General features: G+C 60.0%; 17 protein-coding genes and 1 riboswitch. Of the genes, 12 read left to right on the top strand and 5 right to left on the bottom strand.

Translation table 11 applies throughout. The features are described from left to right. Positions 1-3: 3 nt before the first annotated feature. From ACR0KM_RS02480 to fabA, 4 genes are read right to left on the bottom strand one after another with little or no spacing between them, the layout of a single operon-like run. On the bottom strand, positions 4-192 hold the full coding sequence (locus ACR0KM_RS02480) for a hypothetical protein (RefSeq protein WP_480856755.1): 189 nt from the start codon (positions 190-192) through the stop codon (positions 4-6). 59 nt (positions 193-251) lie between these two features. Continuing rightward, a complete protein-coding gene (locus ACR0KM_RS02475) occupies positions 252-1,043 on the bottom strand; it encodes an enoyl-ACP reductase FabI (RefSeq protein WP_480856756.1) in 792 nt (263 codons plus the stop codon). A 5-nt stretch (positions 1,044-1,048) separates the two neighbouring features. Then, a complete protein-coding gene (gene fabB, locus ACR0KM_RS02470; RefSeq protein ID WP_480856759.1) occupies positions 1,049-2,278 on the bottom strand; it encodes a beta-ketoacyl-ACP synthase I in 1,230 nt (409 codons plus the stop codon). Positions 2,279-2,326: 48 nt separating this feature from the next. After that, on the bottom strand, positions 2,327-2,836 hold the full coding sequence (gene fabA / locus ACR0KM_RS02465; RefSeq protein WP_480819284.1) for a bifunctional 3-hydroxydecanoyl-ACP dehydratase/trans-2-decenoyl-ACP isomerase: 510 nt from the start codon (positions 2,834-2,836) through the stop codon (positions 2,327-2,329). 188 nt (positions 2,837-3,024) lie between these two features. On the opposite strand from fabA, the gene irrA reads away from it, so the two are divergent. Together irrA and ACR0KM_RS02455 are read left to right on the top strand one after the other, a co-directional pair. Next, a complete protein-coding gene (gene irrA, locus ACR0KM_RS02460) occupies positions 3,025-3,444 on the top strand; it encodes an iron response transcriptional regulator IrrA (RefSeq protein WP_480819285.1) in 420 nt (139 codons plus the stop codon). Positions 3,445-3,528: 84 nt separating this feature from the next. Then, positions 3,529-4,326, top strand: a complete 798-nt coding sequence (locus ACR0KM_RS02455) for a phytanoyl-CoA dioxygenase family protein (RefSeq protein ID WP_480856760.1) — start codon at positions 3,529-3,531, stop codon at positions 4,324-4,326. Between the two features lie 68 nt (positions 4,327-4,394). Here ACR0KM_RS02455 and ACR0KM_RS02450 read toward each other — a convergent pair whose 3' ends face one another. Further along, positions 4,395-5,258: a hypothetical protein gene (locus ACR0KM_RS02450; protein ID WP_480856762.1), complete on the bottom strand. Its 864-nt coding sequence runs from the start codon at positions 5,256-5,258 to the stop codon at positions 4,395-4,397. A 121-nt stretch (positions 5,259-5,379) separates the two neighbouring features. Between ACR0KM_RS02450 and miaB the strand changes: the two genes are divergently transcribed. The 10 genes from miaB to cmk all read left to right on the top strand — a co-directional run bounded on the left by miaB (position 5,380) and on the right by cmk (position 15,937). Next, positions 5,380-6,699 (top strand): tRNA (N6-isopentenyl adenosine(37)-C2)-methylthiotransferase MiaB, encoded by a 1,320-nt coding sequence (miaB, locus tag ACR0KM_RS02445; RefSeq protein ID WP_480856764.1) that lies wholly within the window; start codon positions 5,380-5,382, stop codon positions 6,697-6,699. Between the two features lie 165 nt (positions 6,700-6,864). Continuing rightward, the gene (locus ACR0KM_RS02440) at positions 6,865-7,629 is read left to right on the top strand and encodes an outer membrane protein (protein ID WP_480856766.1); all 765 of its coding nucleotides are present in this window, start codon (positions 6,865-6,867) and stop codon (positions 7,627-7,629) included. Between the two features lie 148 nt (positions 7,630-7,777). Then, positions 7,778-8,800 (top strand): PhoH family protein, encoded by a 1,023-nt coding sequence (locus ACR0KM_RS02435; protein ID WP_480819290.1) that lies wholly within the window; start codon positions 7,778-7,780, stop codon positions 8,798-8,800. Positions 8,801-8,841: 41 nt separating this feature from the next. After that, positions 8,842-9,336, top strand: a complete 495-nt coding sequence (gene ybeY, locus ACR0KM_RS02430; RefSeq protein ID WP_480856768.1) for an rRNA maturation RNase YbeY — start codon at positions 8,842-8,844, stop codon at positions 9,334-9,336. A gap of 36 nt (positions 9,337-9,372) precedes the next feature. Continuing rightward, positions 9,373-10,257 (top strand): hemolysin family protein, encoded by an 885-nt coding sequence (locus ACR0KM_RS02425; RefSeq protein WP_480819292.1) that lies wholly within the window; start codon positions 9,373-9,375, stop codon positions 10,255-10,257. Beyond that, on the top strand, positions 10,254-11,771 hold the full coding sequence (lnt, locus tag ACR0KM_RS02420; protein WP_480856770.1) for an apolipoprotein N-acyltransferase: 1,518 nt from the start codon (positions 10,254-10,256) through the stop codon (positions 11,769-11,771). Before ACR0KM_RS02425 ends, lnt begins: the two co-directional genes overlap by 4 nt. A gap of 31 nt (positions 11,772-11,802) precedes the next feature. After that, a riboswitch (SAM-SAH riboswitch) is annotated at positions 11,803-11,851 on the top strand. A gap of 5 nt (positions 11,852-11,856) precedes the next feature. After that, positions 11,857-13,038, top strand: coding sequence for a methionine adenosyltransferase (gene metK, locus ACR0KM_RS02415; RefSeq protein ID WP_480819294.1), 1,182 nt, complete (start codon positions 11,857-11,859; stop codon positions 13,036-13,038). A gap of 162 nt (positions 13,039-13,200) precedes the next feature. After that, the gene (gene trmB, locus ACR0KM_RS02410; protein ID WP_480856773.1) at positions 13,201-13,911 is read left to right on the top strand and encodes a tRNA (guanine(46)-N(7))-methyltransferase TrmB; all 711 of its coding nucleotides are present in this window, start codon (positions 13,201-13,203) and stop codon (positions 13,909-13,911) included. Positions 13,912-13,979: 68 nt separating this feature from the next. Next, positions 13,980-15,326, top strand: a complete 1,347-nt coding sequence (gene aroA / locus ACR0KM_RS02405) for a 3-phosphoshikimate 1-carboxyvinyltransferase (RefSeq protein ID WP_480856774.1) — start codon at positions 13,980-13,982, stop codon at positions 15,324-15,326. After that, a complete protein-coding gene (gene cmk, locus ACR0KM_RS02400; RefSeq protein ID WP_480856777.1) occupies positions 15,323-15,937 on the top strand; it encodes a (d)CMP kinase in 615 nt (204 codons plus the stop codon). Before aroA ends, cmk begins: the two co-directional genes overlap by 4 nt. Positions 15,938-15,958: the final 21 nt, after the last annotated feature.

The following is a 15,958-nucleotide window of genomic DNA, read 5'->3' as shown; positions in this document are numbered from 1 at the left end:
GGGTCAGAGTCCCGGTATCATCCCAAGCATCGGCTCAACCGCGTTGCGAACCTGCGGTTGGGTCAGAAATACGACCGCAATCAGCAGCGCGGTCAGCGCCAGCAGCAGAATGCGCGCGCGGCCACCGCTGGAATTGCGTCGGAAACGTTGCGGTCGCCCGTTGCTGGCGAGGATCTGTTCAAGTTTGCTCATATCGCAATCTCTGCGGGGGAAAGATGGTCAAATCTTGACCCCCACAGGGAAAGAAATGGTCACATGGATTCGGGCTGCGGCATGCCCAGAATGTGATAGCCACCGTCGACGCGAATGATCTCGCCCGAGGTGTAGGTTCCGGCGTCTGAGGCCAGATAAACGGCGGTGCCGCCCACTGCCTCAAGCGTCGCGTTCGAGCGCATCGGCGCGTTCTGATCACAGAACTTGTAGGTCTTGCGCGCACCGCCGATGGCGGCCCCGGCCAGTGTCTTCATCGGACCGGGCGAGATGGCGTTGACGCGGATACCGTCGGGGCCCAGATCGTTGGCCAGATAACGGGTCGCCGATTCCAGCGCCGCCTTGGCCACGCCCATGACGTTGTAGTTCGGCACAACCTTGTTCGAGCCCTGATAGGTCAGCGTCAGCAGCGTGCCGCCATTATCCTTCATCAGCGGATAGGCGCGGCGCGCGACCTCGATAAACGAATAGGCCGACACATCCATCGAATGCTTGAAGTTCGCCCGGGTGGTGTTCAGGAAACGGCCCGTCAGCTCGTTCTTGTCCGAATAGGCGATGGCGTGGACGACAAAGTCGATGGTCGGCCAGCGCTTGCCCAATTCATTGAACGCGCGATCCAGCGAGTCGTCATCGGTCACATCGGCATCGACCATGAAATCGCTGCCGAGGCTCTGGGCCAGTGGTTCCAGCCGCTTGCCGAACGCCTCGCCCTGATAGGTAAAGGCCAGTTCCGCGCCGGCTTCGTGCATGGCCTTGGCAATGCCCCACGCGATCGAGCGGTCATTCGCCACGCCCATGATCAGGCCGCGTTTACCCTTGAGAAGTTCCGACATCTTGTTCACCCGTTATACTTCGACAGAACCATGGACCCGTTGGTGCCGCCAAAGCCGAAGCTGTTGGTCATCACGCTGTCCAAGCCTGCGTTTTCAACTACTTGAGTTGCAATTTCACCGGGCAGGATGCCTTCGGCAAGTGTGTCGACATTGATCGACGGAGTAATGAAATCATTGTCCAGCATCAGCAGGCAGAAGATCGCTTCCAGCGCACCTGCTGCACCTTGTGCGTGGCCGGTCATCGACTTGGTCGAAGAAATCGGCGGCACGTTGCCCTCGCCAAAGATGCGGCGGACGGCTTCGACCTCACCCACGTCGCCGACCGGGGTCGAGGTGCCGTGGGCGTTGATATAGCCGACCTTGCGGCCTTCGGGAATGGTAGACAGGGCCAGGCGCATGGCGCGCTCGCCGCCCTCGCCGGACGGGGCCACCATGTCGTGCCCGTCAGATGTGGCCGCGTAGCCAGTGACCTCGGCGTAGATCTTGGCGCCACGGGCCAGAGCGTGGTCGAGGTCTTCCAGCACGACAATGCCGCCGCCGCCCGAGATCACGAACCCATCGCGGTTCTGGTCAAACGCACGCGAGGCTTTCTGAGGCGTATCATTGTACTTGGAGGACATCGCACCCATCGCGTCGAACAGGCAGGACAGGGTCCAGTCCAGTTCCTCGCCACCGCCTGCAAACATCACGTCCTGTTTGCCCAGCATGATCTGTTCAACCGCGTTGCCGATGCAATGCAGCGAGGTCGAGCAGGCCGAGGTGATCGAATAGTTGATGCCCTTGATCTTGAACGCAGTGGCCAAGTTCGCCGAAATGGTCGAGCACATGCATTTCGGCACTGCAAACGGCCCGATCCGCTTGGTCGCGCCGCTTTTCAGCACGGTCTGATGCGCGGTCAGCATGGCGCTGGTCGACGGCCCGCCCGAGCCCGCAACCAGACCGGTGCGCGGGTTGATCACTTGTTCTTCGGTCAGACCGGAATCGGCAATCGCCTGGCTCATTGCGATATGGGCATAGGCGGCACCGGGGCCCATGAAACGCAGGGTGCGCTTGTCCACATGCTCGGCCACGTCGATCTTGAGCGTCCCGGCGATCTGGCTGCGAAAGCCATGTTCGACCATCTGCTCATTGGCCTCGATCCCGGATTTGCCTGCTTTGAGTGAGGCCAAGACCTCTTCGGCATTGTTCCCGATGGAGGACACAACCCCCAGACCGGTGACGACGACGCGACGCATAAGCGTACTCCTGTGTTCCGTTTAGTGCTGTTGGTCCGTCAACTGGGCTCAGCTTTCGGACAATGCAACCTTCATGTCCTTGACCTGATAGATCAACTCGCCATCGGCCTCGACCCGGCCATCCGCCACACCCATGGTCAGGCGGCGGGTCTGAACGGCTTTGGTGAAATCCACATAATATGTCAGCATCTTGCGGTCGGGGCGGACCATGCCGGTCAGTTTGACCTCGCCCACACCCAGCGCATAGCCACGCCCCTGCCAGCCACGCCAGCCGAGGTTGAACCCGGTCAATTGCCACAGACCATCCAAACCAAGACAGCCGGGCATGATCGGGTTGCCGGGGAAATGGCAGTCGAAGAACCAAAGGTCCGGGGTAATGTCGAACTCGGCCACCACATGGCCCTTGCCATGCGCGCCGCCATCACCCGACACTTCGGTGATCCGGTCCATCATCAGCATCGGCGGAGCAGGCAGCTGTGCGTTGCCGGGGCCGAACAATTCGCCGCGCGCGCATTTCAGCAGATCGTCCTTGTCAAAGCTGCTCGGGAATTGGGCCATTCTGCCGCCTCTCCTGCCAGGGGTCCGTTTGTAACATTTGGCCTCGTCTATCACCCGTATGCAAGGTCCTGCAAGAGCGGGACGCCATATCATGTTGTGCTTACGACATTCTTTGCGAATGAATTTCATTTGAAATTGCTGTACCAGCGCACTTATATAAAGGGTAGCAAAACACAGGTATCGGATTCATGACGCCTCAGAGCCGGGAAATCGCTACGAATTGGTTGGTCGACGCAGGATTGCGGCCGACACGTCAGAGGTTGGCTCTGGCAGAGCTGCTTGTGGGCGATGGGCTGCATCGTCATGTGACGGCAGAAAGCCTGTTTGAATCGGCCAAGAAGAAGGGCGACACGGTGTCGCTGGCGACGGTTTACAATACACTCCGCGCGTTTTGTGAAGCGGGCGTTTTGCAAGAGATCACCGTGGACGGCTCGAAAAGCTATTTCGACACCAACACCCACGATCACCCGCACTTCTTCTGGGAAGATGAAAGTCGTTTGAGTGATGCGCCCTCGGATCAACTTGTGATCCAGCAACTGCCCGAGGCTCCCGAAGGGGTTGAGATCGCCTCGGTCGACGTGGTGATCCGGCTGCGGAAAAAGAACTAGCGGTACAGCGGGTGCGATTCGCCTGCGATTGAACGTGACGGTCAGATATGCGCAGATCGGCGTGACTGATTCACGGAGACCGACATGCCGCACCCCCTCGTTTCACAGGATATGATTGAGACCTATCAGGCCGATGGGGTTGTTCTGGTCAAAGGCTTGTTTGCCGACCATGTCGACACACTGCGCGATGGAGTCGCTGCAAACATGGCCGAGCCGGGACCCTATGCGTCTGAAAACAAGAAGCAAGGCGAGACGGGGCGGTTTTTTGACGACTATTGCAACTGGTCCCGTATTCCGCAGTTTCGCGCGGTGATCAAGGCCTCTCCTGTCGCCGAGGTGGCAGCTGATCTGATGCAGTCGGACGTGGTGCAGATGTTCCACGATCATGTGTTGGTGAAAGAGCCGGGCACCTCGATGGCGACGCCGTGGCATCAGGATGGGCCCTATTACTTTGTCGAGGGGCAGCAGACGATCAGCTTCTGGTCTCCGCTGGACCCGGTGAGGCAGGCGACGCTGCGCTGTGTGGCCGGATCGCATCGGTGGGAGAAAGAAGTGTTGCCGACCCGCTGGGTTTCGGAAGAGGGCTTTTTCGCCGATGAGGGCCAGTACATTCCCGTGCCCGACCCGGATGCCGAGGGCATGCGTGTGATCGAGTTCGAGATGGAGCCCGGTGACGCAGTGGCCTTCAACTATCGGACGCTGCACGGGGCGCGTGGAAATCAATCAGACAGCCGCCGCCGCGCGTTTTCACTGCGTCTGGTCGGGGATGATGCGCGGTATGTCGAGCGGCCGGGGCCGACATCGCCTCCGTTCCCGGGGCATGACATGGTGCCGGGGCAGCGGTTGCGCGAGGATTGGTTTCCGGTTTTGTTGCGGCGGTGATTTGGGGGCGCTGCCCCCGCCGCCTGTGGCGACTCCCCCGGGATATTTTTGGCCAGATGAAGTACGGATCAGAACCACTGACCGGGTTCGATCAGGCCGAGTTGCAGCAGCTGGGATGAGTGCCATTCAAACGGTACTGAGTGAGTCCAGCGGAAATCCGAGATGTCGAACGCGGAACCGGCGTTGGTTTTCAGGGCCTTGGTGGCGCGGAACGAGCAGATCGCGGCGGTCAGGTTATTGTGCCAGGGGCAGGCATAGGTGTTGTATTCGGCCTCGTTGAAGCTGTGATCGGGAAGCAGTTCGAGGCCCGGTTTCGGTTTGAACAGGGCGATGCGGTCTATGCGGCGGCGAGCATAGGGGATGTGATCCTCAAACCGCCAGCGCAGGCCACCGGACATGTCCAGCTGCCGCTCGAGCGGGGAGCCGTTGGCGTCGTGGCGGGTGTGCGCGTAATATCCGGTGCTGTCGAGCATGGCGCGATCCGGTGCGACCCCGTTGGGAAAGGCTGTCAGGTCGTCGGCATAGAGGTCGATTACATGAGCCAGCATCGCGCGGCGGCGTTCCTCGGCGTGGAAGGCCAGCAGTTCGGCGACCGTGCGTGTCTCGCAGAATGGGAAGAACAGGTATTCCGCGTTGTAGCAATAGTAGAGCCAGATTTCGGGCGCTGTCTGCAGGATGCGGTTGATGGTGTCGAACACCACGCCGCGGGGCGCGCAGGTCAGGGGGATGCGGTGGATCTGATCGCTGAGGTCATCGCTGAGCGTGAACTCGGCGGGCATGAAGCCGATCACCGAGTCAAAGCCAAGCCCCAGATGGTGGCGCAGGGTGCCGTCGAGCTCGATATCATCTTCGGCGAAGATCAGGGCCACGGGGCCTTTGGCCAGCGCGGACTGGCCGGTTTTCAGGAAGTGATCGAGGGAATCGTATTGCATCGCCTGTCTGCGTTTCGCGTCGCTGGAAATTCACGCCAAATTCGGGTAATTGCGCCGGCATTGCAAGCGGCGTTCGTTGCGTATAGACGACGCCGATCCAGCGAGTGCAAAGGCCCGATCCATGTCCGAACCCAAGAAGCTGTTTATCAAGACCTATGGCTGTCAGATGAACGTCTATGACAGTGAACGCATGGCGGAAGCGCTGGGCGGGCAGGGGTACGTTGAGACCAAGTCTGCGGACGATGCGGATATGATCCTGCTGAACACCTGCCATATCCGCGAGAAAGCGGCTGAGAAGGTCTATTCCGAACTGGGCCGCTTCAAGGGGTTGAAGGCCGAGAAACCTGATCTGAAGATCGGTGTCGCGGGTTGCGTGGCGCAGGCCGAGGGTGAAGAAATCATGCGCCGCCAGCCTCTGGTCGATCTGGTGGTGGGGCCGCAGAGCTATCATCGCCTGCCCGAGATGGAGGCCAAGACCCGCGCGGGCGAAAAGGCGCTGGATACCGATTTCCCCGAAGAGGACAAGTTCGAGAAGCTCAAGAACCGGCCCAAGGCCAAGCGTGGCCCGACGGCGTTTCTGACCGTGCAGGAAGGGTGTGACAAGTTCTGTGCTTTCTGCGTGGTGCCCTATACCCGCGGGGCCGAGGTCAGCCGCCCCGCCGATCGCATCATCCGCGAGGCGCAGGACTTGGTCGAACGCGGCGTGCGCGAGATCACTCTGCTGGGTCAGAACGTCAACGCCTATCATGGGGCGGGACCGAATGGGGATATGACTCTGGCCGGTCTGATCTGGGAGCTGAACAAGGTTGATGGGTTGGAGCGTATCCGCTTTACCACCTCGCACCCCAATGACATGAGCGATGATCTGATCGAGGCGCATGGCACCTGTGACAAGTTGATGCCCTATTTGCATCTTCCGGTGCAGTCAGGATCGGACAAGATCCTGAAGCGGATGAACCGCAGTCACACGGCGGAAAGCTATCTGCGGCTGATTGAACGGATCCGCGCGGCGCGACCGGATATTCTGATGTCAGGGGATTTCATCGTCGGGTTCCCCGAAGAGACAGAAGAGGATTTTCAGGCGACGCTCGATCTGGTGGAAGAGGTCAAATATGGCTACGCCTATTCCTTCAAATACTCGACCCGTCCAGGTACGCCTGCGGCAGAGCGGCCACAGGTTGACGCCCAACAGGCGGATGACCGCCTGCAGCGCCTGCAGGCGATGATCACCCGGCACCAGCGCGAGATCCAGGATGCGATGGTGGGGCGCACGGTGAGCGTTCTGTTCGAAAAGCCGGGGCGCCAAACAGGGCAGATGGTCGGAAAATCCGAGTATCTTCATGCGGTTCATGTGGCCGACGCTGATGTTGCCGCCGGTGACTTACGTAAAGTAAAGATTACCGGGTCCGGTGCTAATTCGCTGGCAGGCGCATTGCTCTGATCCGGTGCCAGAACGTCGAAGGGGGCATCCGGGGCAGAATTTAACCCTTGATTTATGATTCAGAACTATGTTCGGAGAAGCGCCAGACCGTCAGCGGCTGGTTTGTTGATGGGGGTTATCGGTATGGGCAGTGCCATCGCCCATCGCGACGGAGGTGTGTGAGTAGTGAGCAGTAGTTATTTTCAGATCGTTAAGGCCTCTCGGGTCGTCGTCGCATTTGTCCTTGCGCTCAGCTGCGCGGCGCCGACTTTTGCCGGTGACGTCATCGGTGATGTGACCGAACCGGATGTAATTTCCCCAGACCGGTTTTCACGCGACGTGAGCGCGTTTTATCTTGGCGTGAGCGGGGGGCGTGCCTCGGGTGGTTCGGATGATTTTGGACTACGCGTAGACGGCGAGACGCTGTTTGGTCTCGGCAATCTGAGCCCCAGCGGAAACTACGGAGGATTTCGTGGCGGCTGGCGTGGCATTCTGCCGGCTGCGGGCGGGCGCGATTATGTCTACGGCGTCGAGCTTGGATATGACTACGGCACGCTTGACGACAGCACGACGACGATGATCGGCGGGGCCACGGTCTCGGGCCGGTCGGCAATTTCGGATGTGTTTTCAATTCGCCTGAGGAACGGTTTGACAAATCGCAGCGGCAGCGTGTTGTATTTTGTTTCTCTGGGATATGTGCGTGGCGATATCACGACGTCGACTTCTATCACCGATATCGGAGGATCATCTCGATTCGAGGCTGAGGACCGGCGGCAGGGTTTTTCGGCAAGCTTGGGAGCCGAGCACAAGCTGAACGATCATTGGTCGATCACGGGTGAGATTGAGTACCTTCAGTTCGAATCGAAAACTGTCGAGCTTGGCCCGCAGTTCACAACCGAATCGACGCCGAAGTATCGCGGCTTGCGCTTTGGTCTGAACTATACGTTCTAGGCGGCCTTCAAGGATGTGTTGCAAGCCCGAGAGTTACAGGGCCGAACGGTGCTTTTGTCATCGATCACGCAAAAATTGAAACTGCCGCTTGCGTCCCCCTCGGGATGTTGTCTACGCTCGGGGTGAAACGCCAAGACAGGAGAACGTATTGGCCATCGGTGCCCTGACCCCACCGCAAGATGACATGCCCCCGCGTGAGGCGCTTGTTGAATTTCCAGACAACAGATTATTGATCGATTTGTGCGGTGAGTACGACCGCAACTTGACCGATATCGAACAAAAGCTCTCGGTTCAGATCGTTCGGCGTGGCAACCAGTTGGTTGTGCTTGGCGATGAGGAGTCGCAGAAGCAGGCGATTGAGGTGCTGCAATCGCTTTACACCCGTCTGGAAGGCGGGCGTGATGTCGAGGCCGCAGATGTGGATCGCGAGCTGCGCATGGGCAACTCAGAGGTCGGGACCGGCACGCGGGACGGCGATCAGCTTGAGATGTTCAAAGGCGGCACGGTTGAGATCAAAACCCGCAAAAAACTGGTCGAACCGCGCACGGACGCCCAGAAGGCCTATGTCCAGTCTCTGTTCAACAACGAACTGGCCTTTGGGATCGGCCCGGCAGGAACGGGCAAGACCTATCTGGCCGTCGCTGTCGGTGTCTCGATGTTCATCGGCGGCCACGTCGATCGCATAATCCTCAGCCGTCCCGCCGTGGAAGCTGGGGAAAAGCTGGGCTATCTGCCGGGCGACATGAAGGACAAGGTCGACCCCTATATGCAGCCGCTGTATGATGCGCTGAACGATTTCCTGCCCGGCAAACAACTGGCCAAGTTGATTGAAGAAAAACGGATCGAGATCGCGCCGCTCGCCTTCATGCGCGGACGGACGCTGGCCAATGCGTTCGTCGTACTGGATGAGGCGCAGAACGCGACCACCATGCAGATGAAGATGTTCCTGACCCGTTTGGGCGAGGGCAGCCGGATGGTCATCACCGGTGATCGGTCTCAGGTTGATTTGCCCCGCGGCGTACAGTCGGGCCTTGCGGATGCCGAACGTCTTCTGAAGACGATCCCGAATATCAGCTTCAATTACTTTACCTCGAAAGATGTCGTGCGGCATCCGCTTGTCGCTGCCATCATCGAGGCGTATGAGGCTGACGCGGGTCGCGAGAACGGGTAAATCCCCGTGGCCCGGGTTTTGTCTGGGCGCGGGATCGCTGCATGAATCTTGAAGTTACGCTGGAAGACAACCGTTGGAGCGGCCTTGAGCCGCTGGCGGTGCGCGCGATCACCGCTGTTCTGGATCATCGCGATCTGGACGCAGCATTGTGCGCTGTCAGCCTGCTGGGGTGTGATGACACGCGCATCTCGGAACTGAACGCTGAATTTCGGCAAAAACCCACTCCGACGAACGTGCTCAGCTGGCCGGCCGAAGACCTGGCCGCCGACAACGCCGGAGAGCTTCCTTCAGCGCCGCAAGCGGATTTCACGGGTGAAATCGCGCTGGGGGACATTGCGATTTCCTACGACACTTGCGCCCGCGAAGCCGCAGAAGCCGGTAAAGCCATGGACAATCATGTGATACATTTGCTTGTTCATGGAACATTACATTTGCTGGGTTATGATCACATTCGTGACTCTGACGCCACTTTGATGGAAGCGGTCGAAACCGAGATACTTGGCAAACTGGGTATAGATAACCCATATAATACATGACAGGGGCAACTTTGCCCGATCATTTGGAACAGGATAATGGGCGATACAGACGGCAGTTCTAGGGCGGCGCAGAGCGCGCAATCTCAGGACAGCAGCAATGACAGCGACGAGCGAGGCGGATTATTTTCCCGCATCTTCGATGCGTTTTCTTCTCAGGATGATACGGCGAAGCAGGTGAACGGAGCCGAGGTTATCGTCCCGCAACCGCGCGGTATGATAAACCTGCGCAGGATGCGGGTTGAGGATGTCGCGATCCCGACCGCCGAAATCATCTCGGTCCCGTCAACCACGCAGAAGGATGAACTTGCGCAGATCTTCCGCGAAAGTGGCCTGTCACGGATCCCCGTATACGAAGGCACGTTGGATACGCCGCTGGGATTTGTTCATCTGAAGGATTTTGCGTTGACCCATGGGTTCAACGGAAACTCGGCAGAGTTCGAGCTTACGTCGATGCTCAGGACGTTGTTGTTTGTGCCTCCCTCGATGCCGATTGGTGTACTGCTGACAAAGATGCAGACCGAGCGTCGCCATATGGCGCTGGTTATCGATGAATACGGCGGCGTTGACGGTTTGCTTACGATTGAAGATCTGATCGAACAGGTCGTAGGTGAAATCGCGGACGAGCATGATGTCGACGAAGATCAGTTGTGGATACAGGAAAAACCTGGCTGCTATGTGGTTCAGGCCCGCGTCCCGCTGGAAGATTTCGAGGCCGAGATCGGGCGCTCGCTGACACGTCACGAAGACGTGGACGAGGAAGAGATCGATACGCTGGGTGGGCTGGTCTTCATGCTGTCGGGCCGGGTTCCTGCGCGCGGCGAAGTCGTGTGTCACCCCGAGGGCCCCGAGTTCGAGGTGCTCGATGCCGATCCGCGCCGGATCAAGCGCTTGCGGGTTATGCTGCCGGATATCGTTGAATGAACCCTGCCGACGGTTGGCCGATGTGGCTGAGATGCCTGTTGGCTGGCGGGCTGGGGGCGTTTGGTGCATTGGGCCTTGCGCCGTTGGGATATTGGTTTGCAACGCTTGTTGCGTTGATTCTGATTGCGCCGCTCTATCTGGCCAGCGAAACACCGCGCCGCGCCGCCTTTCTGGGCTGGGCTTTTGCGACCGGCTATTTCGCCCACGCGCTTAGCTGGATTGTTGAACCGTTTTTGGTCGACGCTGAACGGCACGCATGGATGGCCCCCTTCGCCCTGATCTTCATGGCTGGTGGGCTGGCGCTGTTCTGGGCGGCGGCATTTGGCGCGGCAAAGCGGATCGGGGGGTGCCCGATCGCACAATCCGTACTTCTCGTGCTGATCTGGTCCATAGCAGAATTTGGGCGTGGTTATCTGCTTACGGGCTTTCCATGGGCAGGGCTTGCGCAAGTCTGGGTGGATACGCCCGTTGCGCAGGTGCTGTCCTTGGTGGGCCCCTACGGTTTGAACGCGTTGACCCTGCTTGCAACATTGCCGCTGGGGGTGGCGCTGTTTGCGGGTCGCGGCGCGCGGATGATTGTGATCTCTGGCGCGGCGACAACCTGTTTGGCCATTGCGGCGCTGGGCTACGCCACGTCGCGCCCCGCGCCCATCTATTCGGAGCATGTCGTCCGTCTGGTCCAACCCAATGCGCCGCAGCACCAGAAGTGGGACCCGGACTATATGCCGCTGTTCTTCGCGCGCCAGCTTGAGTTCACAGTGGCCACGCCCCGACCTGACCTGATTGTCTGGCCGGAAACATCGGTGCCCGCATGGTTGCAAAGTGCGCAGCCCTACCTGTCTGCCATAGCCGATGCGGCGCAGGGTACTCCGGTCTTTCTGGGTATCCAGCGTGCGGATGGTGTGCAGATATACAACTCTATGGTCTATCTGAATGAAAAGGGCGAGCAGGACGGGCTCTATGACAAACATCATCTAGCGCCCTTCGGGGAATATGTGCCGTTCGGCAACCTGATGGCTCGGTTCGGCATCCATGGAATGGCATCGACTGCGGGCAGCGGCTTTAGCGCCGGGCCCGGTGCCGCGCTGATGGCTGCAGGGCCGCTTGGCAAGGCGCTGCCGCTGATCTGCTATGAGGCGGTGTTCACGCAAGATGTGCTCTCGGCGCCGGGACGGGCGGATTTTATGCTTCAAATCACGAACGACGCGTGGTTTGGCACGTGGTCCGGTCCTTATCAGCACCTCGCGCAGGCACAGATGCGCGCCATCGAACAAGGCTTGCCGATGATGCGCGCGGCCAATACCGGCGTGTCCGCGATGATTGATCCGCTTGGCCGGATCACGGCGTCGCTGGCGCTGGGGCAAGCCGGGTTTGTGGATGCAGAGCTGCCTTTGCCTTTGGCAGCGACGTTCTATGCACGGATTGGCGATTTCCCGGTCTTTATTGCGTTATTGGTTCTGCTGGCGCTGTCCTGGCGACACAGCAGAACGCAGCGGGGGGCAAATACGGATTGACCCGGCCTGACAGGCCGCGTATTCGGTCGGTCGCCCGTCACAACGGCTTCCTGGCGTGACGGGGAAATCTTAATGGAGCACATTCATGTCCCGACAGAACTATATTTTCACTTCGGAGTCCGTCTCCGAAGGACACCCCGACAAGGTCTGTGACCGTATCTCGGATGCAGTACTGGATGCATTCCTGCGGGAAGAGCCAGAGGCGCGTGTAGCGTGCGAGACCTTTGCCACGACCAACCGCGTCGTGATCGGCGGAGAGGTCGGCCTGTCGGATCAGGACAAACTGCATGATTACATGGCGCATATCGACGATATCGCGCGCGCCTGTATCAAGGATATCGGGTACGAACAGGACAAGTTTCACCATGAAACAGTCGAGGTGACGAACCTGCTGCACGAACAATCCGCCCATATCGCGCAGGGCGTGGATGCATCGGGCGACAAGGACGAGGGTGCTGGTGATCAGGGCATCATGTTCGGCTATGCCACGACTGAGACACCGGCGCTGATGCCCGCTCCGATCCAGTATTCGCACGCGATCCTGCGCCGTCTCGCCGAAGTGCGCAAGAACGGCACCGAGCCTGTGCTGGGTCCCGACGCCAAATCGCAGCTATCGGTTGTGTATCGCGACGGTAAACCGGTCGGCGTCAGCTCGGTGGTGCTCTCGACACAGCATCTGGATGCCGCGCTGAGCTCGGATGATATCCGCGCTATTGTCGAGCCCTATATTCGCGAAACCCTGCCCGAGGGCTGGCTGAGCGCCGAGACCGAGTGGCATGTGAACCCCACCGGGAAATTTGTGATCGGCGGCCCGGATGGCGACGCTGGCCTGACCGGACGCAAGATCATCGTTGACACTTATGGTGGTGCCGCACCGCATGGCGGCGGCGCGTTCTCGGGCAAGGACCCGACCAAGGTTGACCGCTCTGCCGCTTACGCTGCGCGCTATCTGGCGAAAAACGTTGTTGCCGCTGGTATGGCCGAACGTTGCACGATCCAGCTGAGCTATGCGATTGGCGTATCCAAGCCGCTTTCGATCTACGCCGATACCCATGGCACTGGCCAGATCGCTGATGCGGTGATCGAAAAGGCTGTTGATCAGGTGATGGACCTGACCCCGCGCGGTATCCGCGAACACTTGCAGTTGAACAAGCCCATCTACCAACGCACCGCCGCCTATGGTCATTTCGGTCGCGAACCGGAAGCAGATGGCGGCTTTAGCTGGGAGCGTACCGACCTGGCTGCCGCGCTGAAGGCGGCGGTCTAACAAGCTACCAAATTGTGCGCCTTGACGGGCGCGCTCTATTTCTGTTTAGAAATAACTCGGGGCCGCTATCGGCTGCGCCATTGGTCCGAGACACCAATGGCGGCGGCCTGGCCCCAACACTCACACTTGCCAGACAGAGCCCGCCGAAGTATGGCCACCGCCATGAGCACCCCGACCCCAGAACGCCCGCGCAGAAATTTCTATGGCCGCTTCAAGGGCAAGACCCTGAAGCCCAGCCAAAAGACCTATCTGAACGAGGACCTTGCCGCTTTGTCGCCGGGTGCGGTCGACTGGGACAGCAATCCCGAGCGCAATCCGCTGGACCTTGACGCGTTGTTTGGCGGCAAGCCCGTCTGGCTTGAGGTTGGCTTTGGCGGCGGAGAGCATCTGGTGCATCAGGCCCGGAGCAATCCAGATATCGGCATCATAGGGGCCGAGCCCTATATCAACGGCGTTGCCATGCTGCTGGGCAAAATCCGTCAGGCCGGGGTCGAAAACCTTGCCGTCCATCCCGGTGACGTACGCGACCTGTTCGACGTCTTGCCCGACGCCAGTATTTCGCGTGCGTTCCTGCTCTATCCCGATCCTTGGCCCAAAAAACGCCACCATCGCCGCCGGTTTGTCACGCATGAGCATCTCGAACCGCTGGCGCGGGTTCTGAAACCCGGCTCGATCTTCCGGGTTGCCACCGATATTCCCGACTATGTCCGCCAGACGCTGGAAGAGGTGCCGCGCGCCGGGTTCGAGTGGCTGGCCGAACGTCCCGCCGACTGGCGCGAGCCCTGGGGCGACTGGATTTCCACACGCTACGAACAGAAGGCCCTGCGTGAAGGCCGGACCCCCCACTATCTGACCTTCCGCCGCACAGGCTGATTGCCGCTGGACCAACCGGCCCCAATTCGCTAATCCGCCTTGAACTGATAGCGAAAACAGGAGCCCCCATGTCCGGACACGGCACGCCCATCCCGATGACCTCGCATCCCTGCGGTCCGCTCACCGGCACGGCAGAGGTGCCCGGTGACAAGTCGATCTCGCACCGGTCGCTGATTCTGGGCGCGTTGGCGGTGGGCGAAACCCGCATCATTGGCCTGCTGGAAGGCGAAGACGTGCTGGACACCGCCAAGGCGATGCGCGCATTCGGGGCAGAGGTGACCGACCACGGCGGTGGCGAATGGTCTGTGCACGGTGTGGGTGTTGGTGGTTTTGCAGAACCCGATCAGGTTATTGATTGCGGCAATTCCGGCACAGGAGTGCGACTGATCATGGGCGTTATGGCGACCTCTCCGATCACCGCGACCTTTACCGGGGATGCCAGCCTCAACAAGCGCCCCATGGCACGGGTGACCGACCCGCTGGCGTTGTTTGGCGCACAATCCGTTGGCCGCTCGGGCGGGCGTCTGCCCATGACCATTGTGGGCGCCGCTGACCCGACCCCGGTGCGCTATGAGGTGCCGGTGCCCTCGGCGCAGGTGAAATCCGCTGTGCTGTTGGCTGGCTTGAATGCTCCGGGCAAGACGGTGGTGATCGAAAAAGAGGCCACCCGCGATCATTCTGAACGCATGTTGGCGGGCTTTGGTGCGGAGATCACGGTCGAGGACACGGATGAGGGGCGCGTCATTACCCTGACCGGTCGGCCAGAGCTGAAACCGCAGGTTATCGCCGTTCCGCGTGACCCGTCCAGCGCGGCTTTCCCAGTGTGTGCGGCCCTGATCACCCCCGGATCGGATGTGCTGGTGCCAGGTATCGGCCTGAACCCGACCCGCGCCGGGCTGTTCACTACGCTGCGTGAAATGGGCGCGGACCTGACCTATGAAAATGAACGCGAAGAGGGCGGAGAGCCGGTTGCCGATCTGCGGGCGAAATACTCGCCGGATATGAAAGGCGTCACCGTACCGCCGGAACGTGCGGCCTCGATGATCGACGAATACCCGGTGCTTTCAGTGGTCGCGGCTAACGCTACGGGCACCACGATGATGGGTGGCGTGAAAGAGCTGCGGGTGAAGGAAAGCGATCGTATTGACGCCATGGCTCGTGGTCTGCGCGCCAATGGCGTAAACGTCGATGAGGGTGACGATTGGTGGTCGATTGACGGGCTGGGCATCGGCAACGTTCCCGGTGGCGGCACGTGCGCGAGCTTTTTGGATCACCGTATCGCCATGTCCTTCATGGTGATGGGTATGGGGGCCAAGGCCGCTGTTTCGGTTGATGATGGAGGGCCGATTGCGACCTCTTTCCCGATCTTTGAGCCGCTGATGGCCGCATTGGGGGCGAAGGTCGAGCGCGCATGAGCTTTACGGTCGCCATTGACGGCCCGGCAGCAGCAGGGAAGGGCACGATTTCGAAGGGCGTGGCCGCGCATTTCGGGTTTGCACATCTGGATACCGGTCTATTGTACCGTGCCGTTGGTCGGCGCACGCTGGACGGTACTGACCCGATCGAGGCGGCACGGGCTTTGACGGCGCAAGAGCTTGAACAGGGTGATTTGCGCACCGCTGAGATTGCACAGGCCGCGTCCAAAGTGGCCGTGATCCCCGAGGTGCGCGCGGCTTTGGTCGACTTCCAGCGCAGCTTTGCGCGTAGGGCCGAAGGTGCTGTTCTGGATGGGCGCGATATCGGCACGGTGATCTGTCCTGAAGCCGAGGTAAAGCTGTTCGTAACCGCCAGCGCCGAAGTTCGGGCTGAACGGCGGTTTCTTGAGCTGGGCGTTAAGGGGGCAGACGTAACACTGGAACAGGTGCTGGCCGATGTACGTGAGCGTGATGCCAGAGATGCAGAGCGCAGCACTGCGCCGATGAAGGCGGCCGAAGATGCGATTCAGCTGGACACATCAACCCTGAGTATTGCTGAAGCCTTGGCGCAGGCCATTGCAGCTATCGAAGAAAAGAGGCCCGCAGCGTAACAACGCTACGGGCGGGGGCGG

The organism is Ruegeria sp. G10 (genome assembly GCF_056533645.1).
Note: the sequence above shows the minus strand (reverse complement) of the source record. Positions and strands in the feature narration are given on the sequence as shown.

Bases quoted from the DNA above. Each gene is read 5' to 3' on its own strand.
- ACR0KM_RS02480 (WP_480856755.1), bottom strand. From the start codon at position 192: ATGAGCAAACTTGAACAGATCCTCGCCAGCAACGGGCGACCGCAACGT.
- ACR0KM_RS02475 (WP_480856756.1), bottom strand. From the start codon at position 1,043: ATGTCGGAACTTCTCAAGGGTAAACGCGGCCTGATCATGGGCGTGGCG.
- fabB (WP_480856759.1), bottom strand. From the start codon at position 2,278: ATGCGTCGCGTCGTCGTCACCGGTCTGGGGGTTGTGTCCTCCATCGGG.
- fabA (WP_480819284.1), bottom strand. From the start codon at position 2,836: ATGGCCCAATTCCCGAGCAGCTTTGACAAGGACGATCTGCTGAAATGC.
- irrA (WP_480819285.1), top strand. From the start codon at position 3,025: ATGACGCCTCAGAGCCGGGAAATCGCTACGAATTGGTTGGTCGACGCA.
- ACR0KM_RS02455 (WP_480856760.1), top strand. From the start codon at position 3,529: ATGCCGCACCCCCTCGTTTCACAGGATATGATTGAGACCTATCAGGCC.
- ACR0KM_RS02450 (WP_480856762.1), bottom strand. From the start codon at position 5,258: ATGCAATACGATTCCCTCGATCACTTCCTGAAAACCGGCCAGTCCGCG.
- miaB (WP_480856764.1), top strand. From the start codon at position 5,380: ATGTCCGAACCCAAGAAGCTGTTTATCAAGACCTATGGCTGTCAGATG.
- ybeY (WP_480856768.1), top strand. From the start codon at position 8,842: ATGAATCTTGAAGTTACGCTGGAAGACAACCGTTGGAGCGGCCTTGAG.
- ACR0KM_RS02425 (WP_480819292.1), top strand. From the start codon at position 9,373: ATGGGCGATACAGACGGCAGTTCTAGGGCGGCGCAGAGCGCGCAATCT.
- lnt (WP_480856770.1), top strand. From the start codon at position 10,254: ATGAACCCTGCCGACGGTTGGCCGATGTGGCTGAGATGCCTGTTGGCT.
- metK (WP_480819294.1), top strand. From the start codon at position 11,857: ATGTCCCGACAGAACTATATTTTCACTTCGGAGTCCGTCTCCGAAGGA.
- trmB (WP_480856773.1), top strand. From the start codon at position 13,201: ATGAGCACCCCGACCCCAGAACGCCCGCGCAGAAATTTCTATGGCCGC.
- aroA (WP_480856774.1), top strand. From the start codon at position 13,980: ATGTCCGGACACGGCACGCCCATCCCGATGACCTCGCATCCCTGCGGT.
- cmk (WP_480856777.1), top strand. From the start codon at position 15,323: ATGAGCTTTACGGTCGCCATTGACGGCCCGGCAGCAGCAGGGAAGGGC.